27 protein-coding genes and 1 other RNA gene are annotated in these 23,570 nt (G+C 37.6%); 18 read left to right on the top strand and 10 right to left on the bottom strand.

Going from position 1 to position 23,570, the window contains the following annotated elements; translation table 11 throughout:
* Window positions 1-4 precede the first annotated feature (4 nt).
* Together Q8Q95_02435 and Q8Q95_02430 are read left to right on the top strand one after the other, a co-directional pair.
* Window positions 5-1,075 (top strand): P1 family peptidase, encoded by a 1,071-nt coding sequence (locus tag Q8Q95_02435; protein MDP3764455.1) that lies wholly within the window; start codon window positions 5-7, stop codon window positions 1,073-1,075.
* On the top strand, window positions 1,068-1,769 hold the full coding sequence (locus Q8Q95_02430; GenBank protein MDP3764454.1) for an amino acid racemase: 702 nt from the start codon (window positions 1,068-1,070) through the stop codon (window positions 1,767-1,769). Before Q8Q95_02435 ends, Q8Q95_02430 begins: the two co-directional genes overlap by 8 nt.
* 40 nt (window positions 1,770-1,809) lie before the next feature.
* On the opposite strand, the gene rplT is transcribed toward Q8Q95_02430, so the two are convergent.
* The 6 genes from rplT to smpB all read right to left on the bottom strand — a co-directional run bounded on the left by rplT (window position 1,810) and on the right by smpB (window position 4,143).
* Window positions 1,810-2,160 carry a 50S ribosomal protein L20 gene (rplT, locus tag Q8Q95_02425; protein MDP3764453.1) on the bottom strand — a complete coding sequence of 117 codons (351 nt, stop codon included), beginning with the start codon at window positions 2,158-2,160 and terminating at the stop codon, window positions 1,810-1,812.
* Window positions 2,161-2,166: 6 nt separating this feature from the next.
* A complete protein-coding gene (gene rpmI, locus Q8Q95_02420) occupies window positions 2,167-2,370 on the bottom strand; it encodes a 50S ribosomal protein L35 (protein MDP3764452.1) in 204 nt (67 codons plus the stop codon).
* Between the two features lie 20 nt (window positions 2,371-2,390).
* Window positions 2,391-2,882, bottom strand: coding sequence for a translation initiation factor IF-3 (gene infC / locus Q8Q95_02415; GenBank protein ID MDP3764451.1), 492 nt, complete (start codon window positions 2,880-2,882; stop codon window positions 2,391-2,393).
* Complete coding sequence (locus Q8Q95_02410; GenBank protein ID MDP3764450.1) at window positions 2,879-3,118, bottom strand: GIY-YIG nuclease family protein; 240 nt, start codon at window positions 3,116-3,118, stop codon at window positions 2,879-2,881. The genes infC and Q8Q95_02410 overlap by 4 nt, the downstream gene beginning before the upstream one ends.
* Window positions 3,119-3,274: 156 nt before the next feature.
* Window positions 3,275-3,636, bottom strand: a transfer-messenger RNA (tmRNA) gene (gene ssrA, locus Q8Q95_02405).
* A gap of 66 nt (window positions 3,637-3,702) precedes the next feature.
* Entirely contained in the window at window positions 3,703-4,143 is a 441-nt protein-coding gene (gene smpB, locus Q8Q95_02400) for an SsrA-binding protein SmpB (protein MDP3764449.1), read from the bottom strand.
* Window positions 4,144-4,350: 207 nt separating this feature from the next.
* Here smpB and Q8Q95_02395 point away from each other — a divergent pair, with 207 nt between their 5' ends.
* On the top strand, window positions 4,351-4,995 hold the full coding sequence (locus tag Q8Q95_02395) for a hypothetical protein (GenBank protein ID MDP3764448.1): 645 nt from the start codon (window positions 4,351-4,353) through the stop codon (window positions 4,993-4,995).
* Between the two features lie 459 nt (window positions 4,996-5,454).
* On the opposite strand, the gene Q8Q95_02390 is transcribed toward Q8Q95_02395, so the two are convergent.
* Window positions 5,455-5,826, bottom strand: coding sequence for a four helix bundle protein (locus Q8Q95_02390; protein MDP3764447.1), 372 nt, complete (start codon window positions 5,824-5,826; stop codon window positions 5,455-5,457).
* A 53-nt stretch (window positions 5,827-5,879) separates the two neighbouring features.
* On the opposite strand from Q8Q95_02390, the gene Q8Q95_02385 reads away from it, so the two are divergent.
* From Q8Q95_02385 to Q8Q95_02375, 3 genes are read left to right on the top strand one after another with little or no spacing between them, the layout of a single operon-like run.
* Window positions 5,880-6,875 (top strand): reverse transcriptase/maturase family protein, encoded by a 996-nt coding sequence (locus Q8Q95_02385; protein MDP3764446.1) that lies wholly within the window; start codon window positions 5,880-5,882, stop codon window positions 6,873-6,875.
* A 19-nt stretch (window positions 6,876-6,894) separates the two neighbouring features.
* Window positions 6,895-10,527, top strand: coding sequence for a class I tRNA ligase family protein (locus tag Q8Q95_02380; protein MDP3764445.1), 3,633 nt, complete (start codon window positions 6,895-6,897; stop codon window positions 10,525-10,527).
* A gap of 6 nt (window positions 10,528-10,533) precedes the next feature.
* Window positions 10,534-11,112 (top strand): BsaWI family type II restriction enzyme, encoded by a 579-nt coding sequence (locus tag Q8Q95_02375; GenBank protein MDP3764444.1) that lies wholly within the window; start codon window positions 10,534-10,536, stop codon window positions 11,110-11,112.
* On the opposite strand, the gene lexA is transcribed toward Q8Q95_02375, so the two are convergent.
* Complete coding sequence (lexA, locus tag Q8Q95_02370) at window positions 11,104-12,450, bottom strand: transcriptional repressor LexA (GenBank protein MDP3764443.1); 1,347 nt, start codon at window positions 12,448-12,450, stop codon at window positions 11,104-11,106. The genes Q8Q95_02375 and lexA overlap by 9 nt on opposite strands.
* A 218-nt stretch (window positions 12,451-12,668) precedes the next feature.
* Between lexA and Q8Q95_02365 the strand changes: the two genes are divergently transcribed.
* The 3 genes from Q8Q95_02365 (at window position 12,669) to Q8Q95_02355 (ending at window position 13,995) form a co-directional block, all read left to right on the top strand.
* Window positions 12,669-12,929, top strand: coding sequence for a hypothetical protein (locus tag Q8Q95_02365; GenBank protein ID MDP3764442.1), 261 nt, complete (start codon window positions 12,669-12,671; stop codon window positions 12,927-12,929).
* A gap of 179 nt (window positions 12,930-13,108) precedes the next feature.
* Window positions 13,109-13,654, top strand: coding sequence for a SprT family zinc-dependent metalloprotease (locus tag Q8Q95_02360; protein MDP3764441.1), 546 nt, complete (start codon window positions 13,109-13,111; stop codon window positions 13,652-13,654).
* 68 nt (window positions 13,655-13,722) lie between these two features.
* On the top strand, window positions 13,723-13,995 hold the full coding sequence (locus tag Q8Q95_02355; GenBank protein ID MDP3764440.1) for a hypothetical protein: 273 nt from the start codon (window positions 13,723-13,725) through the stop codon (window positions 13,993-13,995).
* Here Q8Q95_02355 and Q8Q95_02350 read toward each other — a convergent pair.
* Window positions 13,992-15,686 carry a glycosyltransferase family 39 protein gene (locus tag Q8Q95_02350; GenBank protein ID MDP3764439.1) on the bottom strand — a complete coding sequence of 565 codons (1,695 nt, stop codon included), beginning with the start codon at window positions 15,684-15,686 and terminating at the stop codon, window positions 13,992-13,994. The genes Q8Q95_02355 and Q8Q95_02350 overlap by 4 nt on opposite strands.
* 173 nt (window positions 15,687-15,859) lie before the next feature.
* Between Q8Q95_02350 and recO the strand changes: the two genes are divergently transcribed.
* Together recO and Q8Q95_02340 are read left to right on the top strand one after the other, a co-directional pair.
* Window positions 15,860-16,405, top strand: a complete 546-nt coding sequence (recO, locus tag Q8Q95_02345) for a DNA repair protein RecO (GenBank protein ID MDP3764438.1) — start codon at window positions 15,860-15,862, stop codon at window positions 16,403-16,405.
* A 96-nt stretch (window positions 16,406-16,501) separates the two neighbouring features.
* A complete protein-coding gene (locus tag Q8Q95_02340; GenBank protein ID MDP3764437.1) occupies window positions 16,502-17,275 on the top strand; it encodes a hypothetical protein in 774 nt (257 codons plus the stop codon).
* 240 nt (window positions 17,276-17,515) lie between these two features.
* Here the strand turns inward: Q8Q95_02340 and Q8Q95_02335 are convergent, their stop codons facing one another.
* Entirely contained in the window at window positions 17,516-18,511 is a 996-nt protein-coding gene (locus Q8Q95_02335; protein ID MDP3764436.1) for a reverse transcriptase domain-containing protein, read from the bottom strand.
* Here Q8Q95_02335 and avd point away from each other — a divergent pair.
* The 7 genes from avd to Q8Q95_02300 all read left to right on the top strand — a co-directional run bounded on the left by avd (window position 18,510) and on the right by Q8Q95_02300 (window position 23,367).
* The gene (avd, locus tag Q8Q95_02330; GenBank protein MDP3764435.1) at window positions 18,510-18,860 is read left to right on the top strand and encodes a diversity-generating retroelement protein Avd; all 351 of its coding nucleotides are present in this window, start codon (window positions 18,510-18,512) and stop codon (window positions 18,858-18,860) included. The genes Q8Q95_02335 and avd overlap by 2 nt on opposite strands.
* Window positions 18,860-19,066 (top strand): hypothetical protein, encoded by a 207-nt coding sequence (locus Q8Q95_02325; protein ID MDP3764434.1) that lies wholly within the window; start codon window positions 18,860-18,862, stop codon window positions 19,064-19,066. The genes avd and Q8Q95_02325 overlap by 1 nt, the downstream gene beginning before the upstream one ends.
* Before the next feature lie 289 nt (window positions 19,067-19,355).
* Entirely contained in the window at window positions 19,356-20,741 is a 1,386-nt protein-coding gene (locus tag Q8Q95_02320) for a hypothetical protein (protein ID MDP3764433.1), read from the top strand.
* 42 nt (window positions 20,742-20,783) lie between these two features.
* The gene (locus Q8Q95_02315; protein ID MDP3764432.1) at window positions 20,784-20,990 is read left to right on the top strand and encodes a DUF5678 domain-containing protein; all 207 of its coding nucleotides are present in this window, start codon (window positions 20,784-20,786) and stop codon (window positions 20,988-20,990) included.
* Window positions 20,987-21,439 (top strand): retropepsin-like aspartic protease, encoded by a 453-nt coding sequence (locus tag Q8Q95_02310; protein ID MDP3764431.1) that lies wholly within the window; start codon window positions 20,987-20,989, stop codon window positions 21,437-21,439. The genes Q8Q95_02315 and Q8Q95_02310 overlap by 4 nt, the downstream gene beginning before the upstream one ends.
* A 40-nt stretch (window positions 21,440-21,479) precedes the next feature.
* A complete protein-coding gene (locus Q8Q95_02305) occupies window positions 21,480-21,944 on the top strand; it encodes an 8-oxo-dGTP diphosphatase (protein ID MDP3764430.1) in 465 nt (154 codons plus the stop codon).
* 67 nt (window positions 21,945-22,011) lie between these two features.
* Window positions 22,012-23,367 carry a glycine--tRNA ligase gene (locus Q8Q95_02300; protein ID MDP3764429.1) on the top strand — a complete coding sequence of 452 codons (1,356 nt, stop codon included), beginning with the start codon at window positions 22,012-22,014 and terminating at the stop codon, window positions 23,365-23,367.
* The last annotated feature ends 203 nt before the right edge of the window (window positions 23,368-23,570 follow it).

Raw genomic sequence — 23,570 nt, 5'->3', positions numbered from 1 at the left:
ATAAATGAAAAACAAAGAAAATATATTAATAAAAAGATTCAAAGATTATGGCTTTAAAGTCGGTTTTTTGCCATGCGGCAAAAAAAATTCTATAGCCGATGTTTTAGGTGTAAGAGTTGGTCACTTTAATAAAATATCTGGTCGCGATATTAGAACTGGAATAACTATAATTGATCCTGGAATAAAAAATTTATTTAGAAAAAAAATTCCGGCGGCAATTTATGTGGGTAACGGTTTTGGAAAGTTGACTGGCATAACTCAAGTAGAAGAATTAGGTACTTTGGAAACACCAATTGCCCTAACCAATACTTTGGCGGTGGGGCCGGTAATGCGCGGTGTAGTAGATTGGGTTATAAAAAATTCACCAGATATTAAACCAATAGAAACTATAAATACTGTAGTTGGCGAAACTAACGATGGTTGGTTAAATAACATTCATAAAAATTCAATCGGTGCAGACGATGTGTTTAAGGCTTTTAAAAATTTATCGACTAATACAGGGGCGGGTTGTGTGGGAGCAGGTGTTGGCACGCGAGTATTTTCTTGGAAGGGTGGTATTGGCTCGTCTTCGCGTTTAATAAAAATTGGAAATAAAAAATATACATTGGGTGCTTTGGTTCAAACAAATTTTGGTGGAGCATTAAATATTTTAGGATTACCCATAGGAAAAATTCTAGGCGAAACCGATTTTGATAATTTTATTAAAACAGGCGATGGATCTTGTGTGGTTGTTTTAGCAACGGACGCTCCATTTTCAGCTCGCCAGCTAAAAAGAATAGCTAAAAGAGCGGTATTGGGTTTGGCTAAAACAGGTTCTGTGATGGCGCATGGTAGCGGAGATTATATTATAGCTTTTAGTACTAACAGAAATGGTATAGAGGGCGAAGGAGATTTGTCTAAATGTTTGCTCGATGCAGATTTAACGCAGTTTTTCTTGGGAGCCGTTGAGGCGGTGGAAGAGAGTGTTTACGATGCTTTATTTGCTGCCAAAACCACTACTGGTCGAGGAGGTAATACTTTAAAATCTATCCCTAAAGACCAAGTTATTGAAATAATAAAAAATAAAAATGGATAAAAAGAAAAAGTTATTTCGTTTGGGTGTTCTAGGTGGTATGGGGCCAATGGCGGGTATCTGGTTTCAAAAACTTATAATAGACTCAACGCCAGCCAAAAAAGATCAAGACCATATTCAAGTGATCTGTTTTACCAACCCTAAAATTCCAGATAGAACAATATCTTTGACTCAAGATGGTGGTAAAAATTATGTAAAAGAGGTTTGTAAATCGCTTAATGTTCTTGCTAAATCCGGTGCAAGTTTAGTGGCTATCACTTGTAATACTGCCCATGCCAAACTTAAAGAAATACAAAAAAATACTTCACTACCGATATTAGATATGATCGATCTTACGGTAAATAATGTCGCCAGTAATTTTGGCAGTGTGCTTATTTTAGCCACCGAGGCTACTGTAAGAGAAAAGATTTATCAATCAAAAAATGATTCTAATAAAATCAACTGGATCTGTCCGGATAAAAGAACGCAGCAGAAAGTCTCTAAGATTATTTACAGCATAAAAGCTGGATGCGAGAAAAATATTTTAGAAAATATTGTTAGCGTAATAAAAAAATTTGATGAAAATTCCGAAGCTGTTATTTTTGCTTGTACGGAATTTTCTTTGTACGCCGAAAAGGTAAGAAAATTTGTTAAGATTCCAATCGTTGACCCCTTAGAAGTATTAGCTAAAGAAGTGGTTAGGCTTAGCTACAAATAAAAATACCCCCAAGCTTGGGGGTATTTTTATTTAAGTTATATTATTTAACTTTTACTTTTTCTACAATTTTAGCAAAAACCTCGGGATTGTTTTCGGCGATGTCGGCCAAAATTTTTCGGTCTAACTCCACGTTGGCTTTTTTAAGGGCGTTTATAAAACGGCTGTAAGAAATTCCATTTTGTTTAGCCGCGGCACCAACTTTAATCTGCCAAAAAGTTCTAAAGTCACCCTTTTTCTTTTTGCGATCGTGATAAGCTTTGCTCCAGGCATGCAACAAAGCTTCTTTAGCCGCTCGGTAATGCGTATTACGTGACCACTTAAAGCCTTTGGTATATTTTAATAAATTTTTTCTGCGTTTAGACGCAATTGTTCCTCTTTTTACGCGTGCCATATTTTTTTAACTTAATCTTGCAAACGGCATTCTTTCTAAAATATTTTTAACTTCGGGTTTAGCCATAGCTGAACCTTTTCCTATGTTTCTTTTTCTATTACTAGATTTTTTAGCTCTAAAGTGATTCTGGTTTGGGGTTCTGTGCATAAGCTTTCCGTTCTTGGTTACACGGAATCTTTTCGCCATCGATTTGTTTGTTTTTGCACCCATATTTTTCTATGAATCAATATTTATTTATGTATAGTTATAGACCAACCGGAAGGCGAGCTAGTAGGCGAACCATCTGTTTTGTGAGTCTCGGCAATCATCTTCTCAAAAGCTATAAGCTTGGTTCTAGCTAAGTCTCTGAAGGCTTTTTCTCTGCCTCTTAGGAATATTTCTAACCTAACTTGATCACCCTTTTTTAAGAATTTATCAGCTAAACCAGCTTTTACCTCGGTATCGTGCACAGATGTTTTAAGCCCAATACGTACCGTTTTAAGCTCCTGCCTCTTGTTGGAGGCTTTCATTTTCTGTTCGGCTTTCCTTTGGCGGTATTCAAATTTACCATAATCTATGATTTTGGCAACTGGCGGGGTAGCAGTAGGGTTAACTTCGGCTAAATCTAGGCCTTTTTCTTTGGCCATTTTTAAAGCTTCCTGCAAAGTTAAAACGCCCAAGTTTTTGCCGGTTTCATCTATAACTACTAACTTTTCGGAACGTATTTGGTTGTTTATTTTCAAATTAGGTGTTTGTTAACGAAAGCGAAACCAGATCCAGATTTTATATACTTTTCAAATTTATAAGCCTTTTCTTTGTTTGAAAACGCAGAGTACCAGACTAGTTTAAAAGGTTTTTTAAAAGAAGAATATTTAGCTAATCCAGAATTATGCTCCAAGATTCTCTTTTTTAAATCAGCAGTAACACCTTTATAAAAACTGTTATCTCTTAAACTTTTTAAGACATATACGTAATACATAAAGGTTGTCCTACTTCGCTCCTCCTTCGTCAAAGACTACGGAGGACACGGTAAAGCTACGAAGGACACTGCTACTATTCTAATCTAACAAGATCGTTCAATTAATATAGCATGTCTTGTTTAGATTGGTGCGTGCACTGCGTAGCCTTGGCGTAGCAGTGGAGATGGCGGGAATTGAACCCGCGTACAAAAAATTTCTCGATTGAACTAGTACGAAGCCTAACCATTCTTAATTTAAGTTTAACCCTTAAAGAATGGTGAAAAAAATTAAACTTTTGGCGTTGTCTTAGCTTTCAAGTTCGCCTGGCCTGAAAGAGCGGCCCGAAAGGTTGGCACCGCACACTGTTTACTCGGGCGAAAACAGGGCGATGGCTGATAGATTTTAAGCTACAGCAAACGCTGGTTTATTAGCGCTAAATAAGTTTGCACTTACTATTTGTAACCAGTTTTATGAGTTTGTGGTCTACCTCAGCTTCGAATTCTTATCGATACGTTCCTTGTCGATTCATGTCATCCCCGATGTTAATCTTGTAACTCGCAACTTGTAGCTCGTATCTTTTTTCTGAAGTTTCAGGTTACAAGTTTCAAGATTTAAGTTCTCTGGCGATATCTCGGTCGGCGATACGTTTTTTAAGAACTTCTCTCTTATCGCCCTTGCTTTTACCTTTGGCTAAAGCAATTTCTAACTTGATTTGACCGTGCTTATTGTAAACTTTTAGAGGCACAATAGTCAAGCCTTTTTCCTTTGTTTTTCCTTGTAAATACTGGAGTTCTTTTTTGTTAAGTAAAAGTTTGCGCTTGCGTTCGGGGTTATACTGCCCGCTCATATTTTTAGGCTGGTAAGGGGCGATCATGGCTTTCACTAACCAAGCCTCTTCATCTTCTACTGTTATGTATGCGCCTTGTAAACTGTAATGATTATTTCTTATAGATTTAACTTCGCCTCCAAGCAACACCAAACCCGCCTCGAACTTTTCTAGGATTTCGTAATTAAAAAACGCCTTTTTGTTTGTTTTGGCCTCCATTGATTTTAGTTTAACACAGGTTACCGTTGGGTATTATTTGTATTTAAAATTAAGCTGAAAAAATGCTCACGAATCCTTCCAATAGTGCACTCTTGACTTCCATTTGACTATCTGCTACACTTGTATTGTACCTTAATAACTGGTTTATCTGGGGCTCCGGCAGATGTCCGGCATCTTAGATAGCCAAATAAAGAAAGGATTATCGTCATGGCACATCCTAGTGTCGCAGGCGAACTGTACGAAAGCATCACTGGCCAGCTTTTTGAAATTGGCCGACAGCTTCGTCAGCCCAAGGGTTATCCCTACGATCCGGCAAAACTCCAACGCTATTTGCAGAATGCGGTGGAGGGGCGTTTTGGAGATACGGTCTTAAAAATCAACCGCACCCAACCCTTCAACCCCGCCCAGTTTTTGGGCGAAGGTTGGAGCATCTGGAAAGGTCCAGCAGATGGCGATGGTCTCTCGGGCGAGGAAGAACAGGATGAGCGCTCTCTCAACCTCACCGAGCTAGACCTCTCCAACATCCAGTTAGTCACTTGCCTCAAAGAAGACGAGAGTGTCATCAAAGGTGAAGAGAAACTGAAGCGCCTCAAAGCCAAAAATTACGTCCGCCTAGATGCCAAAATCTTCCAAACTCTCTGGGAAAACAAGAGTCTTATTCCCGAAAGTTGGAAAGAAAAAACGAACAGCAATACCACCTTCATTTCCTTTGACGGCACCACCCTTCGCGGTCCGCTTGGCCGCCGCTACGTTCTTTGTCTCTGCTGGGGCGGTGGTGGGTGGGGCTGGTACTGCCGCTGGCTTGAGGGCGGCTGGAGTGCCTACGATCCTTCGGCCGTGCTCGCGAGTTAATAGTCCTTAGAATTCTAGAACTTTTAGATCCTTTGGACTTTGTACTCTAAATTCCCTACGACGTAATGTCGTAGGGAATTTTCTTTTGCAAAATGTTATTATGCAAATGGTATTAGGTGAATACGCGGGCGATTAAGGTTGCCTGCTACCGAAGCCAGTAACCATAAATCGAGAGTATTCCCGATTACGGTTGGGAATAGGGTGGTTTATGGAAGCTTAAAAAAATGAAGATACTCGGTATATAGCGCTAGGGTATTTTAGATACCAAATACGATACAACCCTAAGAGTATTCAAGGGGTGGTGGCATAGGTGGCGCTTTATACAATATATTCGCAGTCCGAATGGCAACCGCAACGTTCTTTATCTCTACTGGAACGATGGTGAGTGGGACTGGAACTACAACTGGCTTGAGAACGACTGGAATGCCAACAATCCTTCGGCCGTGCTCGCAACTTTCTTTATTTCTCTCTCTGCTTTTTGTGGGGAGAGTTTTCTTTATCCCGAGCTATGTCGAGGGGTTTTTGAAGCTGGCCATTCCAGCCACCCAGCATTTTGCCGATTTCTTCTAAAGGTTTTGATACGGCTATATATTTTTTATCATCTAAAGATTTAGTTTCCCATAATACTTGTAATAGGATTTTAAGCGTGTCTGTTTTGCGAAGGGCGTGCTGAACAAACGGGAGCTTCTTTTCTTGCGTTAGAAAAGACGCTGTAACTATCGCTTCAACTATTTCAATAAACATAGAGTCAATTCTGCGGCCAAGCGTGTAGCGATGCGCTTTGGGTAAAATCTGGTAGTATTGAAACCAGATAAAATAGAGATTTTTCATTTTATCAATCAGCGGTGGAAGTCTCGGGGGGGGGGGTTACTTAATGTAGAATTATGAAAACTCAATTGATCCATAGTTTTGAAGATGTTATTAGCGTTGATAATTTGTTATTGGCTTGGCAGGAGTTTATCAAAGGCAAGAGAAAAAGAAAAGATGTGCAGGAATTTGGCTTTAATTTAATGGATAATATTTTTCAACTTAACCAAGACTTGGTCAATTTCACTTATCGGCATGGCATTTACCAAGCTTTCAATATTTCCGACCCCAAACCCCGAAACATACATAAAGCCACAGTTCGGGATAGGCTACTTCACCACGCAATTTATCATATTCTTTACCCTTTCTTTGATAAAACATTCATAGCCGATTCTTTTTCTTGCCGAAAGAACAAAGGCACGCATAAAGCCCTGAATCGTTTTCAGTCTTTTGCTTACAAAGTTGGTCAAAATAACACTAAAACTTGCTGGGTCTTAAAATGCGACATTAAAAAATTCTTTTCCAGTATTCATCACAAAGTTTTGCTAGAGATACTAACTGAATATATACCAGACAAAAATATTATTTGGTTACTCAATAATGTTGTGTCCAGTTTTAAAACAAAACCCAATATTGGTTTGCCCTTGGGCAATTTAACCTCCCAGCTTTTGGTGAATATCTATATGAACAAGTTTGACCAGTTTGTTAAACATAAATTAAAAGTTAAGTATTACATTAGATACCCCGATGATTTTGTGGTTTTATCGCAAGACAAAGAATGGTTAGAGAACTTAATCCCAAAGATTCAAGAATTTTTAATTAAAAATCTCAAACTCACACTCCACCCCGACAAAGTTTTTATCAAAACTCTAGCTTCGGGTGCGGATTTTTTGGGTTGGGTTCATTTTACAGATCATAAAGTTTTAAGAACAGTTACTAAAAAACGGATGATGAAAAGAATTGGAGAGAACCCAGAGCCAGAAACGGTAAGTTCTTATTTGGGGTTGTTGAAGCATGGGAATACTTATGGAATTACCGATATTTTACTAATGTCTTATTTTCCGCTAGCTTAAATGATATATTTAAATCACTATGCGTCACGTTGATTTACCCCAAGAAGAAGAAAAAGTTTTAAAACATTGGCACGATAACGATGTTTTTGAAAAGACTTTAAAAGCCACTAAAGATGGTAAACCTTTCGTATTTTACGAAGGCCCGCCTACGGCCAACGGTAAACCAGGGCTCCATCATGTTTTAGCTAGATCGTTTAAAGATATTGTTTGCCGTTTTCAAACAATGAAAGGGCGCTATGTTTTGCGTCGGGCTGGTTGGGATACACACGGTTTGCCGGTAGAAATTGAAGTCGAAAAAAAATTAGGTTTAAAAAATAAGCGCGAAGTAGAAAAATACGGCATCGCTCAATTTAATAAAGAATGCCAAATATCAGTCTGGCAGTATAAAGATGAATGGGAAAAGCTAACGCGCCGCATGGGTTACTGGCTCGACCTTAAAAACCCATACATAACCTACGAACCGCAATACATAGAAAGTTTGTGGAATATTATAAAAAGAATTTACGATAAAAAACTTTTAGTTAAAGATTATAAAGTTGTGCCTTTTTGTGTTAGGTGTGGTACGCCCATCTCCAGCCACGAAGTGGCGCAGGGTTACGAAACAGTTACAGATAAGTCGGTCATAATAAAATTTAAAGTTAAAAATCCGCCAGCTGGCGGAGAAAACACTTTTCTTTTGGCTTGGACCACGACGCCTTGGACGTTACCGGGAAATGTTGCGTTAGCTGTTGGCCCGAAAGTTACCTATGTAGAAGTCGAAGCTAATGGTGAAAAATATATTTTGGCTCGCGATTTAGCGCCTAAAGTTTTTGGCGAGGCTAAAGTAGAATACAAAATAAATAAAGAACTAACTTCTAGCGAGCTTACTAGACTTTCTTACGAACCACTTTTTGCTGTTAAAGAGTTGGAATCCGAAAATTCGTACAGAGTTTACGAAGCCGATTTTGTAACTACCGCAGATGGTACGGGCATTGTGCATACAGCCGTAATGTATGGCGTCGACGATTTTGAACTCGGTTCCAAATTAAATTTGCCTAAATTCCACACGGTTAATCGTGAAGGAGTTTTTGTAAAATCTGTTCCTATAGTAGGCGGGCTTGCTGTTGTTAGTGAAAACAAAAAAGACCCCATAACCGAAAAAACGATTTTGTTTTACTTAAAAAAACAAAATTTGCTGTTTAATGAGTCAAGCTATAAGCACGAATATCCTTTTTGCTGGAGGTGTAAATCGCCCTTACTATATTACGCCCAAGAAAGTTGGTTTATAAAAATGTCGGCGTTAAGAAACGATCTAATTAAAAATAACGAAAAAGTTAATTGGGTGCCCGAACACATTAAAGATGGCCGGTTTGGCGAATGGTTACGCGAGGTTAAAGACTGGGCTATAAGCCGCGAACGCTATTGGGGAACACCCTTGCCAATTTGGGCATGCACCAAATGCGAACACAAAACTGTTATTGGTTCTTTAGCCGAGCTTAACGAACACCGCCTAGATTCTCCAACCACTTTAATTTTAATGCGCCATGGCGAAGCAGAATCTAACGCTAAAGGTATTTGCAGTGCTTACCCTGAAAAGATTTTAAACCCCCTAACCGAAAAGGGTAGAAAACAAGCAGAGGCATCCGCCCAAAATATAAAAAAACTTTTGGCGGCTAATAAGGTATCGGCCATATATTCATCGGATCTATTAAGAGCCAGAGAGACGGCTCAAATATTGGCGGACGAACTTAAAATAAAAGAAGTAATTTTTGATGAACGCTTACGCGAAATAAACACTGGCGAGTTTAATGGCGGGCCATTTTTGGAATATGAAAAATATTTTAATTCTTTTAAAGATAAATTTATTCGCCCCGCGCCGGCAGGCGAATCGTGGTTGGATGTGGCCAAACGGGTGCGCGAATTTATGATGGATGTTTCTAGAGAACACGCTGGCAAGAAGGTGGTTGTGGTAAGCCATATGGACCCCTTATTTTTAATGCAATTATCTAATGGAATTTATGGCGAAGACGAAACAAAACTTTTGTATCAAAACGCAGTTAAAGATTCTAAACTAGCTTTGTCCCCTGCCGAATTTACTTTTGTAGAAACAAATAACTGGCCCCACGATGAAGAAGGCAATTTAAACCTGCATCGCCCCTATGCCGATAGCGTGTTCCTTAAGTGTTCTATGTGTTCCTCGAAGATGGAACGTATAAAAGACTTGGCCGATGTTTGGTTTGATTCGGGTGCAATGCCGTGGGCGTCTCAAGTTTCCTCCTACGCCCACCCTTCGCTCAAAGCTACGGAGTGGCACAGCAAGGCTTCGAAGGACAAGAAAAATTTAAATATAAAAAATAAAAATTTACCGAAAGACCATTTTCCAGCAGATTATATTTGCGAAGCGATCGATCAAACCCGGGGCTGGTTTTATACTTTAATGGCGGTATCTACCGCTTTAGGCGAAGGTAATCCGTATAAGAATGTAATTAGTTTAAACCATGTTCTAGATGAAAAGGGCGAGAAGATGTCGAAGTCTAAAGGGAACATTGTAGACCCTTGGCTGGTGGGTGAGAAAGTTGGGTTCGATATGATGCGTTGGTATTTTTACACTGTAAACGCGCCGGGCGATAATAAACTTTTTAGTTTGCGCGATATAGAATCTAAAAAACGTAGATTCGCCGATACTTTAATTAATTCGTTTTTGTTTTTAGAAACTTATTACACCGAAGCTCCGAAATCTTTACTAGCCAAAACAGATATTTTAGATAAATGGGTTTTGATTAAAACAGAAATGTTGGAGTTCGAAGTAAATAAATTTTTAGAAAGCTACGACATTACTTCCGCTTCGCGTGCTATAGAAGCTTTTATAGACGAACTTTCTAATTGGTATATACGCCGTAGCCGCCGTAAGTTCCAAAAGCAAAATATAGATGCCGAAAAACTATCGGCTCAAAATACTTTAACCGAAGTTTTAAAACGCGTATCTGTTGTTATGGGGCCATTTGCGCCGTTTATATCGGAATGGCTCTATCAAGAATTACGCGGATTAACGCAAGGATCAGCGCGGATCAGCGCGGATAAAAATCGGCGTTTATCGGCGTTTGGGGAGTCGGTTCATTTGGAAAAATGGCCAAATACCAAAACTGTTAAGGCTTCCGATATTACGAAAGTCATGGATAGAGCCCGCGAAATTGTGGCGCTGGGGCTTGCCGAGCGCGCTCAAGCGGGTTTGCGCGTACGCCAGCCCTTAAATGCTTTATATGTTTCACCGGCTGATTACAATTTAATTGGCGATGTTCTATATATAGTTGCCGAAGAACTCAATGTTAAAAAAGTTTTAAGTGATAGAAAAATAGAAAAGAACAACGTTAATTTGGATACCGAACTTACGGCGGAGCTTAAGGAAGAAGGAATGGTTCGTGAAATGATTCGCAATATAAACGAAATGCGAAAAGAAGCCAAATTAACACCAGAAGATAAAATAATTTTACATTACGAACTTAACCAAAACGCCAACTTTAAAGAATTATTAACTCGTTGGGAACAAGTTATAAAAGCCGAAACTCGTTCTACACAAATTAACTTTGGCATAACCGAACACGAAAATTTCTTGGTCCACAAAGTTTGGAATTATGAAGGATTTGAAATCGGGGTGGGGATTAAAAATATTTAAAATAATATGCCTAATAACTACGAAACAAATAGTCAAAGACAAAGATATGTCCAAAAAAGCGGTAGAGCTTGGGAGCATTTTGTCAGAGATAAAGTAAATCAAGATTTGATTTCTCTTAAATCTAAATTAAAAGTCATAAGAGGTGATGATGCTAGAAATGATAGTAGTTTATGGAAAAAACTTAGTATTCCCGTTGGCAAAATTAATTCTAATCAAAGAATTTGGGGCGATATAGATCTTGTTGTAGTTGATGGAAACAACAATCCCGTTGCAATTATAAGTTGTAAAACTAGTTTACACGGAAGACTTTCAGAATCATTATTTTATGCTGTTGTTTTAAAAGATATGATTCCAAGTTTAAAATTTGTTTTCTCTACTCCTGACAAAGGAAGACAGCAAAGTGGGCGGTCTTGGCAGTCAGAATGGGGTAGTGAAGAAAGTCCAACAAAAGATAGACAACTAGGTTCCCATTATACAGACGGAATATATATTGAAAACAACAAAACTAAATTAGGAGGCAAGTTAAAAGCATTAAGTAGTTTAGCCAAAGACCTTGTTAATTGGTATTCAAACAAATTAAACTAACTTTCCTTGGTTAATTTCTTTTTCTAGTCTGTCTTTAGCGATTTTACAGTATTGAGGAGAAACATCTATGTGTATAAAATTTCTACCAGTTTTGGCGGCTACAGTTGCTACTGTGCCTGTTCCTCCAAACATATCCAAAATAGTACTATCTTTATAGGAATAGAATTTTACTAATCTATATATTAAATCTTCGGGAAATGGAGCTGGATGTCCTTTTCTTTGTCTTTCTGGCCAAATCTGCCAAAATCCATCGGAAAATTTCATAAACTCATCTTTGGTAATATCAGCCATTTTACTATCTCCATCTAAACGATCTTGATCTTTAGAGAAAATCAAAACATATTCCCAAGACGGAACAATATGTGGGTTGGCTGGGCTTTTAAAACTTCCCCACGCAGTTCGTTTTAGCATTGTTTGTTTGTACCATATAATTTCTGTTCGAAATTTCATTCCGAGTTTCCTGAGTTGAGCTATAAAATCGTGATGTATTGGTACAAAATCTTTTATACCAGTTGGAGCAATATTTATAGCAAATCTTCCACCAGGAACTAAAACTCTTTTTGTTTCCTGCCAAACTTTATACAACCAATCAAGATAGTCAGAATACTCCATTTTATCGTTATGATTATCATAGCTTTTTCCAACGTTATATGGCGGGGAAGTTATTGCTAGGTGTACTGAACTTTCTGGTATTTTTTTAATTGTTTCCAAAACATCGCCACAGTTAATTTTATTTACTAAGGTTTCTAGATTACGAATGACACTTATAACCCTGCCTTGTATTTCAAGTTGTTTTACAAATATTGGTTTGAGTTCTGGATTAGCTGGTTGAAGCCTAAAGCCATTTTTTTCTTTATATATCTTTTTTAATGTTGTTTCACTTCCATTTATAAGTGCAACTATACTATCTCCGTCTTTTGCAGTATCTTGCTTACGAACAATCACTGTATCTCCACTAAAAATTCCTTCGCCAATCATACTATTACCATTAACTGTTAAAGCAAAGTGTTCACCCTGTTGAGATAAAAGGTTTTTTGGTACTGATATTTTTTCTGGGATTTCATATGTTTCTATTGGTTCACCAGCCGTGATGGTTCCAACAAGGGGTACGGAAACCAATGTTTCTAAAGATTTAATTTCTATATTTCTTTTTTGATGTTTTTCTTTATTTATATAACCCTTACTTGCAATGGCATCTAGGTGCTCATTAATGGTGGCAGAGGAAGTAAGTTTAAAATATTTCCCGATTTCTTTATGGGAAGGAGCATAGCCTTTCTTATTGCTATATTTAGTTACAAAATCAAGGATTTGTTTTTGCCTAGGAGTTAGATTATTCATAACTTAATTATACTATTTTCAATACCGAAAATTAACCGAAAGTTATCCACAACCGATATAATTCAAGTGCAGATAATTTCATGTTTCTATAAGGTTATAAAAATATTTTACAGGAGTGGGAAAGTTGCGGTAAAATTAAATCAAGAACGGATTAAACTAATAAGAATCGGCTAATAACAGCCTGACATTCTCAAGTATGTTGGGATGTTGTAAATAAGATGAGTAAAGAAGTATTAAAATCAATTAATGTATTTGTTAAATTTGATCCAGTTATGGAAGCAATTACTGGTCAGACAGAAATGAAAATTATTATGAGTCATGACGCACCATTTATTTTTCTCTTGCATAGTATTTTTGCTTCTTATCCTGAAATCCAAAGACGGTACCCGCCGGGCAAACTAATAATGACGCTAAATGGTCAACGACCATCAGAGCACGAACTTCTTAATGATGGAGATAGAGTGGGTTTTTTCATATAAGACTCTTATCCAATGACCCCTACCAACTAGCAAGGACCATCCTTGCCAGAATGTGATAATTTTATGCCGCGAATTACATCTGTGACCGTTGAATGCAAATGTGGGGAGAAGATTTTTAAATATCATAAATTGGCACAAACGACAACCCAACATACTTGAGAATGTTGGTATGTTCTAAAATGGAAAAAATTAAATACACTCTAAAAATAAGTAAGAAAGCCAGAAGATTAAGGCTGGCTATTTATTGCGACGGCGCGGTGGTGTTAACCGCGCCTCATTCGGCTAACCAGAATTTTATAAACCAGTTTGTTAATAAAAACAAAAACTGGATTTTAAAAAAGTTAGAAGGTTTTAAGCCTTTTGTTCCAAGGGTGCCTGTAAAAAATACCAGAAAAGAATTTATTAAACACAAAACCCAAGCATTGGCGTTGGCTCAAAGCAGGGTAGAATATTTTAATAAGTTGTATAATTTTAAATTTAATAAAATTAATATAAGAAACCAGAAAACTCGCTGGGGCAGTTGTTCTAAAAAGGGTAATTTAAATTTTAACTACAAAATTGCGCTTTTGTCGCCAAGTTTTGCCGACTATATTATTGTTCACGAACTTTGCCACTTGGGCGAATTTAATCATTCGCATAATTTTTGGAATTTAGTGGCCAAAACAATTCCAGATTATTTGTCTATAAGAAAAGAACTAAAACACGGCGGTATTGCTTTTTATTAGGACGCTTCAGTGTTAAAATTAAAATATAACTTTAATAAAAGTCGAAAATAGTAATTAAAATTAATACTATGGCAATTAAATTAAATAAAAATAAGACGGGTTTGGCGGTGGGTTTGTTTATGGGTTTATGGCATGCGGTTTGGTCACTTTTGGTTTCTGCTGATTTTGCCCAAAGGTTTTTAGACATGGTTTATGGACTTCACTTCTTAAACAATCCCCATACTGTTTCGGCGTTTATGATGGTTAACGCTGTAAAATTGATTGTATTTACGGCCGTAATGGGTTATGTAATAGGTTTTGTTTTTGCTTTCATTTGGAACAAAGGGCACGGCCGAGATTAGTTAAGCGAGAATTTATAAACTTTAAAAGCAGGAATAGCGTTCGTTCCATAGCCGGTTATTGTTATAACCGGTTTTTGGTTGTTTTTTTGTAACAGGGCTTCAATATTTTTGGCATATTCTGTTGAGATGGTTGGTTTTAAAGGTGAAGCTTCTTCGGCCTTTACAAAGTAAAGTGTAAAGTCTTTAAAAGCCGAGACGCCGTTTTTTTCTATAATATTTTCAAAGTTACTCGCCGTCATAACAGGTATACCGTGGTAATATTGCCTTCGCGAAAAAAGCCAAAGTTGAGCTTGCAAAGCAATATTGTCGTCGTAAATTATGCCGGTTGGCGCCAGTGTGGCGGGGTATTTTTGTGAATAATCTTGTATAACTTTATTTAAATAAGGATTGAGATGTGTAGGTAAATTCTCGGGTCTGTTACCGTTAAAAACAGAATCGAAATATTTATCTAGTTTTACTACGCCGTAATCGGGTTTAGAAAAAGCAAAAAAGTAAAGTTCGCTGCAAATTATGGCAGTAAATATTAAACCAACACTTAAGAATCTATACGGTTTTTGCCATAAAAATAAAATAAACGCAGTTATAAAAAATATGGCAGGAATTACAAGTAAAGAAACAAAACGAATGGCTGAACCAGTTTGGGTTAAAAGTAAAATTATAAAAACAAAAGAAATTAACACTAAAGACAATTCTTTTCTTTGTTTTATGGTGGCGAAAACTAAACTAATCAAGACTATTACTAGGAATGGCATAGAAAACACTGCGGGCAAATTTTCGCCAATTTTAGAAAAAGGATCCTGGGTTTTGCCACCGAAAGCTTCAATGGGCCAAGGGGTATCTTGTTTTAGAAGATAAGCCAACTGCAGATCAAAATGCCCAAAGGTTTTGTAAGAATAAATGTTATAAACAATAACCGGCGAGAAAATTATTATAGCCAAAACGATAGCTAGGCAGATAGATCGCCAGGAAATCCTAGAAGGTTCAACCTTCCAGGAAGGTTGAACCTTCTTAATGACAAGAAAGACAAGGTAAGTTGGAATCAAAAAAACGGCGATATATTTGGTTAACATAGCCATGCCAAACGTTAAGCCAAACTGCCACCAATATTTTTTAGCTTGCGGTGAGCTTGCCGAATCCATCTCAAGCAGTTTTAAAAAGTAATAAATATTTAAAAGTATAAAAAAGAACAAAACAGATTCCAGCATGGCGAGTCGCGAAAGCGAAATATGGGCAAAACTTATGGCGGCAATAAAAGCGGAAATTAAACCGGCCGATTCTTTTTTAAAAAGTTTTTTGCCAATTAAATAAATTAAATAAACAAAACCCAAGCCGAAAATTGCCGAGGGTAAGCGTGAGATAAAAAGTGAATCACCGAATAAATTAAAAAATACTTTTTGAATTAAAAAGAATAAAGGCGGGTGGTCGTGGAAAGATAGTTTAAGCCACCATGGCATATTTGTACCACTCATGGTTCGGTTACTCTCGCCATCCATGAGTCCCTCGACTTCGCTCGGGATAAACCACTGTACCGGCGTGGTTTGGTATGGGCTTTCTAGGTAGTCCAGCCAGCCGATGGATCTAAAAGAATAAAAAGATTCATCAAAAAGGAGTTCGGCCGAACCCAAACCCCATAAGCGCAAAATACCCGCCAGAGCCATAATTGCTATTAAAATTTTACTATTCCTACTCATGTTTAATAGTTTAGCTTAAAAATTGCTCTTTCGCTCGCCAGCAAGTTTTTAAGAAAAATTATCACCCCTCACAGACGATATGGAGCCTCTTTATTTATATAAGATAGTCTTCTCCATAATGCTGTTCGGGATGATAATTTTAATTTAGGATACATGTTATACTTTTACCGTTTATGAAATCTATAGAAGGCATTATTTTAAAAAACACACCTCGCCGTGAAGCTGATGCGGTTTTTACACTTTATACCAAAGAGTTTGGCTTAATGGAACTGCAGGCTAAAAGTGTGCGCAAATATACCGGCAAACTTAGGCATGGCCTAGATATGTTTAATCATGCCGAAGTTTTTTTTGTGCCATCAAAACATATACCGATAATTACAGATTTTAAAATTAAGGATTCGCATTTAATTTTAAAGAATGATTTATACTGCCTAAAGTTGGCGCATTTTGCTACGCAAATTATATTTAGAATCTTTGAACCAGGTATGGGCGAAGAAAAAATTTGGCAACAAACCGCAAACTTCTTTTCTATTTTAAATAATAAATATGCTACTAGAGAAGGCTTAAAGGAGTCGGCTTATTTATGGTGTTATCATATTTTAGATTCCAATGGCTTAAACCCCAGAGCACCAGATTTTAAATTAGCTGATTCCACTATTCTTAGAACAAAGATAAAAGATATGTTTTTAAATAATTTTGGGGTTACTATTGACTTATAGTTGTCAATATGATAGTATGGTTATTAGTACTTAAAAGTTAGTAAAAACCGCGGTCCCGACGATTTCGGGATAACTCATTCCTATAGGAGGTACGCGATGGAAACCATCGTGAGCCGTACTCTGTCGGTGCACAAAGAGCATGAAGTGCTCCTAAAACTTGAGGCCGCTGGCCTCAACGATGAACTTGCCCAGAGAGTCATAGGCTCCAAGGGCAATGACCTTGCCACGAAAGTGGTTAGGCTTATCAGCAACGGCGGCTATGAAGCCACCACTTCGCAGAAAACGGCCCATCAGATAATGGGGCGCAACATGTTTGGGGTAGAGGAAGCGATTCAGTATCTCGGTGTAAAGCCCACGCGAGCGCAGATCTCGGCTTTGGCCGAAGTTCCGTTCACTGAAGCCGAGCTTACCGAGGCAAGAGACACGCATACCCTTGTCGCCATTTTTCCTCTCTCAATCCTGGACATCCGAGGCAAGGTCGCTAACAACGGTCAGCGCCTGTTTTATGAACAGGATTGGTACAACAAGGAGACTTTTGCCAAATACAAGGGCGAAGTCGGATGGCATCTCGTCCGCAAAACTCCGGTTATGGATTCCACGTCCAAGACTTGGGATGATCAGCAGAAGCTACTCGGCAAAGACGAGGAAACACCGAAGGCGCAAGTGGTGGTCTACGCCATCATTGGCCACTTCATGGCTACTGGTGAGCGACTGTTCGAACACACCTATGTCCGAACTTCGTCTCTTGACTCCGATGGCAGCCGCGTTGGCGTCGGCGATTTCGATCGGTTCGGCCTCTACTTCGACTACGACCATGACGATAACCGCTACGACAGTCTTGGCCTGGCCTCCTCTCGAAGTTCCAAATAGGGAGTTGAGTTTTGAAGTATTGAATCCCCGCACCAGAGCGTAGCTCGGTGCGGGGCAGGCTTTTGAATTTTGTTTCTTGAACCTTCGGAAAATCCGAGGGTTCAATTTTTTATAACCAATTATGTTATACTAAATTTATAATGAAAGAGAGTTCCAATTCCAACCAACCAACCAACCAACCAACCAACCAACCAACGTAATTTTTAATTGTGGAATTATAATTATTTTTTAACTCGTCCATCAAGACGGGTTTTCTTTTTTATTAAACCAAAACAAGTTTTTGATTTTTTCCGATAATTTATAACTATTAGCATGAGAAAGCACACCTAGATATGAATTTAGCGATTGTTCAGAAACTCCCTGCTGTATCCTTTTCATTATTCTTCTTTCGGTTCTAGGGCGCAAAATACAATAATGGGGAAATTGCACATAGCCCAAAAAATCAGTTCCTTGATGATATTTGCGCAGAATAACTTTATTGGGATGCAGACGTAGTTTTAGGTTTACATTTAAAAATTCCTGAATCTGGCTAAGCCACTGTTTTAGTTTTTCCAAATCGTTATAAATAATCACAAAATCATCGGTATATCTTATATAAAAGGGAATTTTTAAATGGTGCTTTATATATTGGTCCAGATTATTTAAATAAATATTGGCAAATAATTGGCTGGTTAGGTTGCCTATGGGCAACCCGGGTTTAAAACTCTCTACAATTTCTTTAATTAAGGCCAATGCTTTTTCATCGTATATTTTTCGATCAATAATATTTAACAAAATACCGTGATTAACTGATTGAAAGAATTTTTTAATATCGCATTTTAATATAAAGCATGGTTTATGATTGTTTTGGCTTATTTTTCTTAAAATTTTGTGTAATTGGTTTATGCCCTTGTGAGTGCCTTTGTTTTTTCTGCAGGAATAAGAATTAAAGATAAAAGTTTTTTCAAAAACAGGATTAAGGATATTAAAAACTGAATGGTGCACCACTCTGTCTCTAACCAATGCTTTGTGAATGTGCCTGGGTTTGGGGTCGGTTATATAAAAATTACTATAAGGACTATGCTTATATGTTTGATTTTTTAGTTCTTGGCACAAGCCTAAAATATTTTTTTCCAGCCTGTATTCAAATTGCATAACGTCTTTTCTTTTTTGTTTATCTTTTTTGAATTCTGCCCAAGCTAGAAACAAATTTTCGGCAGAGATTATTTGTTCGTATATATTTTGATAAATTTTCATGGATAGTTTTGATATTCCGCTATTTAAAAAAACCTACGATTTATATAAAGAATTTTATGCTTGTTTGAAAGGTTTTCCCAAGCAAGACAAGTATTCTTTAGGCGAGAAATGCAATTTGATTTTGATTGAGATATTGGGCTATTTGTTGGAAATAAGCAGTTTGGATAAGCTCAAAAGAGTAACATACTTAGAAAGAGTTAGTGTTAAGCTCAATCTTTTTAGGGTTTATGTCCGCTTGGCTAAAGATATTGGTGTTTTAGAGAATAAAAAATATATTTTAATTCAGGAAATGGTTAATGAGATAGGGCGGATGTTAGGCGGTTGGATCCGCTCGTCAAAAACTCATTGATGCAAAACCATAAAACCCTCCTAAAGGAGGGTTTTATGGTTGCAGATGGAAGTTCGAGAGGAGGCCAGGCCAAGATTGTCGTTGCGGTTATCGTCCCAGTTGTTGTTGATGTTGAGGCCGTTCTGATCGAAGTTGCCGACGCTAACGCGGTTGCCATCGGAGTCAAGATTTTGCTTGTTTCCATCCAATATCACCGGAAAGTATGAAATTTATGTTTCTTCTTTCCTGAATTTTACTTGGGAGCATCCGCCTTTGGCGGAATCTCCACCAAAAACAAGCAAGAAGTTCCATCTCCATTTTAGTTCGCACGCTATTAAACCCCGTAAGGTTTAATACTCTGGCGATTCTTTTACCGCCCGTAAAGCTTTGGCGGAAAGGCAAAAATGAGATATCCCGCGAGTTTGAACCATGGTTCAAACTGCATTAGCAGGATATGAATATTATAACATTCCTTTAGCGTGATATTTTTCTCTTGTTACGATACAATTCATCTATATGGCAGATAATTTAGAAGAACTACAAAAAAAGCTTTATACCGAAGAAAAACCGACTTTACCACCGGTTGAAAATATCGCTATTCCTATAGAAGAGCCTATTGTGCCTCCGCCAACAGTAGAAGATACAACTCCTTCGCCGGCTATTTGGAAAAAAATATTTCTAGGCGCGGGTGTTTTCTTTTTGCTGGCAGTAACTGTGGCAGTTTATGTTTTCTTTCGTGGTTTTTATGCTTTTAGAAAAGATCGTATAGAAATTAAAATAAATGCACCGGCCGAAGTTAGTGCGGGCGAAACTGTTACTTGGAAATTGCGATTGGTTAATAAAAACGAAACCGAATTAAAAGATGGTATTTTAACTTTTCAGTTTCCAGATTTTTCGCAGCCGGTAATTTCTACCGCTGAAGCTGATCAATTTAAACAAAGTATTTTAAAGCAAACTATCAATATTCCCGAACTTAAGCCCAGCGGTCTTTATGAAAGAGAGTTCAAAGCAGTTGTTTTTGGCGGTGATAATTTTGAAAGAAAGGCACAGGCAGTTTTTAATTTTAAGCCTTCGGCCGGCACCATTGTTTTTCAATCTATGGCTACGGCCTCTATAAAAATTTCTTCTTTTCCAGTAAGTTTAAACGTGGAATCCTCCGCCGAGACCATTTCGGGCGAAAACGTAGAGGTTAAATTTAAATTAAAAAACGAAGGCGAAGTTGCTTTTAATAACTTAAGACTGCGTTTGGAGTCACCAGCCGGTTTTAGGCTAATAGAATCTTCGGAAAAACTTTCTGAATTTAATAATGTTTGGAGACTAGATTCTGTTTTGCCTCAAGAAGAAAAAACCCTAACTATTAAAGGCGTGGTTACGGGTTTAGAAGGTGAAGGCAAGGTTTTTAGGGCTTTGGTTGAAGGCGCGGAGGGCACAAGTTGGAAAACATATAAAGAAGCCAGCGGCACAGTTAAACTTATTATGGCGCCTTTGGCTTTGTTTATAAATACTAGCCCCGACGGCATAACTTCAGCGCGCGCGAGTGAGACGATTACATATAAAATTGGTTATCAAAATAATTTAGATATTCCACTGGCTAATTTAACCTTAAAAGTTAAGTTTGATAGTGATAGTTTTAATTTAACTTCGGTGCAACCAAGCACTGGTTTAGATTCTGCTTCTAAAACCGTAATTTTAAACCGCGATAACACTTCCAATCTTTTTGGCCTAGAGCCCCTGGAAAAAAAAGAAATAACGCTAAAAATTAAAGTAAAAGATAGTGTGTCTAGTGGCGCTAAGTTACCAGTCACGGTTACTATAGAATCTACTACTAAACCCGAAGGCCTGGCGGTTGACAGAATATTTTCTAGTCAAAGTTTGATCTTAGAGACTAAAGGTGGAGATTGATTTTTTATCATATCTATGCAATAATAAGCAATAATAAAACTTATGAGAAAATCGACAAAATTGCCTGTTATAGATATTAAAAAATATGGCGGACAGCAAGTGGCTATTTTTGGAGGTAAAATAGTTGCCTCCGGTATCAATACAAGTGAGGTTATAGAAAAGGCTAGACAGCAATTGCCTAAGGTTCGTATTCAGGACATTCTTCTTGTCAGTGTACCCAAAAGTTTGATGGTGGTGTATCGCTTATGAAATCTCTGCATGTCTTTCCTTATGGGGTTCGTTTCCGCGAGAATGGGCGAATTGAGGCATTTCCTGCGGTGGAACTTTCAATTTGCGGGTCTGGGACAATGTGCCTACGCGCTATTTTTTATATTGATTCTGGAGCTACTACAACTGTTATCCCTTCTGGCGACGCCGCCGCGCTAGGCTTGGATTTGAGCGATAGTGAAAGGATTATGGTTAGAGGAATCGGAGACGAGACACTTATGGGTCACCGTTGCTATATTAAATTTAAGATTGACAATTTATTATTCAAGGCGCCAGCGATTGTAATGGATAACCCCGCCATCCCTAGGATCCTGGGCAGAGAAGGTATTTTTCCGCGCTTTGGTGTAGTGTTTGATGAATCTAAGCATAGGTCCGCTTTTATAGAAGTAAAGCGGGGAAGTAAAGTTATCGATGGTTTGTTTTTGGGATAAAAAATTTATACGGTGTACTTTTTATAGAGGAGAGTGAAATATGAAGAAGATTTATACTTTATGTGTTCCTTATAAAAATCAGCAGGTTTTACTCGGCATGAAAAAGCGAGGTTTTGGTGCTGGCAGATGGAATGGGTTTGGTGGAAAGGTTAAGGAAGGAGAAACTATCGAAGTTGCAGCTCAAAGAGAAATGCAAGAAGAATCGGGAATTGTTGTTGGTGCCTTGGAAAAAGTTGGTATTATGGATTTTGAATTCGAAGGTAATCCAGAAACTCTCGAGGTTCATATTTTCTGTGTAAAAGATTTTAGCGGGGAAATGGTTGAAAGTGATGAGATGAAGCCAGAATGGTTTAATATAAATAAAATTCCATTTGAATCTATGTGGCCTGCCGATAAGTTATGGTTTCCTATATTTTTAGAAGGTAAGAAATTTAAAGGGCATGTTCTTTTTAAGGATATAAACATAGTTTTAGAAAGCCAAATAGTAGAAGTATCGACTATATAGCTATCACCCGAAAGAATATCGGGTGATTTTTTTTGCTCACAAGCTATCAAATTGTTATAGTATTCTTATGGTAGATTCTATAGATAAAATTGTATCTTTATGTAAGCGCCGAGGATTTGTTTATCCTGGGAGCGAAATTTATGGTGGTTTGGCTAATAGCTGGGATTACGGGCCTTTAGGCGTGGAATTAAAAAATAATATAAAACAGTTGTGGTGGAAAAAATTTGTGCATGGTCGCGACGATATGGTTGGTTTAGATGCTGCTTTAATAATGAATCCGAAAGTTTGGGAGGCTAGTGGGCATCTTTCAAATTTTAACGATCCATTAGCAGAATGTGTTAAGTGTCACTCAAGGTTTAGGGTAGATGAACATGATAAATCCGAAGCACGAAATTCGAAATCCGAAACAAATACCAAATTACAAAACAAAAATAAATGTTCAAACTGTGGAGGAAATCTTGCTGAACCTAAGCAATTTAATTTGATGTTAAAAACTTTTCTTGGTCCAGCCGAAGATAGCTCTAATACGGTTTACTTTCGGCCCGAAACGGCGCAAGCCATGTTCGTTAACTTTAAAAATGTTTTAGATACAACCCGTAAAACAATTCCGTTTGGTATTGCTCAAATTGGTAAAGCTTTTAGAAATGAAATTACACCAGGGAACTTTATTTTTAGAACGCGCGAATTTGAACAAATGGAAATTGAATATTTTATTAAAAAAGATACTTGGCAAGAAAATTTTGAACATTGGCGGAAAGAAATGCTAGGTTGGATGGAAGATGTCGGCATAGATTTAAAACACGTGCACGAAATAGAAATTCCAGCCGAAGACAGGGCTCATTATTCTAAACGCACCATAGATTTTGAATTTGATTTCCCTTTTGGCCGAAAAGAACTTTATGGTTTGGCTTACCGCACCGATTTTGATTTAAAAAATCATGAAAAAGGCTCTGGGCAAAATTTAAAATATCGTGAACAAGGAGATGGTACATCTAGCGGCGAAGAATATTGGCCACATGTTATAGAGCCAACGTGGGGAGTAGATAGATCGTTACTTGCTATTCTATGTAGCGCTTACGACGATACTGATTCATCTCGCACTGTTTTAAAATTAAGCCCAAAAATAGCGCCTTACAAAGTTGCGGTGTTTCCTTTAATGAAAAATAAACCAGAACTTGTGGAGGCGGCTAGAAAAGTTTATGTGGGTTTGAAAAAAGAATTTGTGGTAGCTTGGGATGATCGCGGTAATGTTGGTAAACGTTATTACAGCCAAGATGAAATTGGTACACCTTACTGTATAACTGTAGATTTTCAAACTTTGGAAGATGAAACAGTAACGGTTCGGGATAGGGATACCACTACACAAGAAAGAATAAAAATTTCGGAATTACAAAATTATCTTTCAGACAAAATTTATAGTTAAAAACAATCTCGCACAAAAGACTCGATCCCGCTCCATAACGGAGCGGGATCTCGGAACCCTAAGGACTAGTAACTGAATAGTAGTATATTCTTAGTTTGTTTACAACCAAGTCAATTTGACACAAGATACAATAACTGCTATTATGTTATCAAGCTCAAATAGAGCCTAAATTGTACTCTTAAAACCTTTTAATCACAGGAGAA

The organism is bacterium, assembly GCA_030697795.1.
GTDB lineage: Bacteria > Patescibacteriota > Minisyncoccia > JACQLN01 > JACQLN01 > JACQLN01.
The sequence above is the reverse complement of the archived record's forward strand: the minus strand, read 5'-3'. Positions and strand labels throughout refer to the sequence as shown.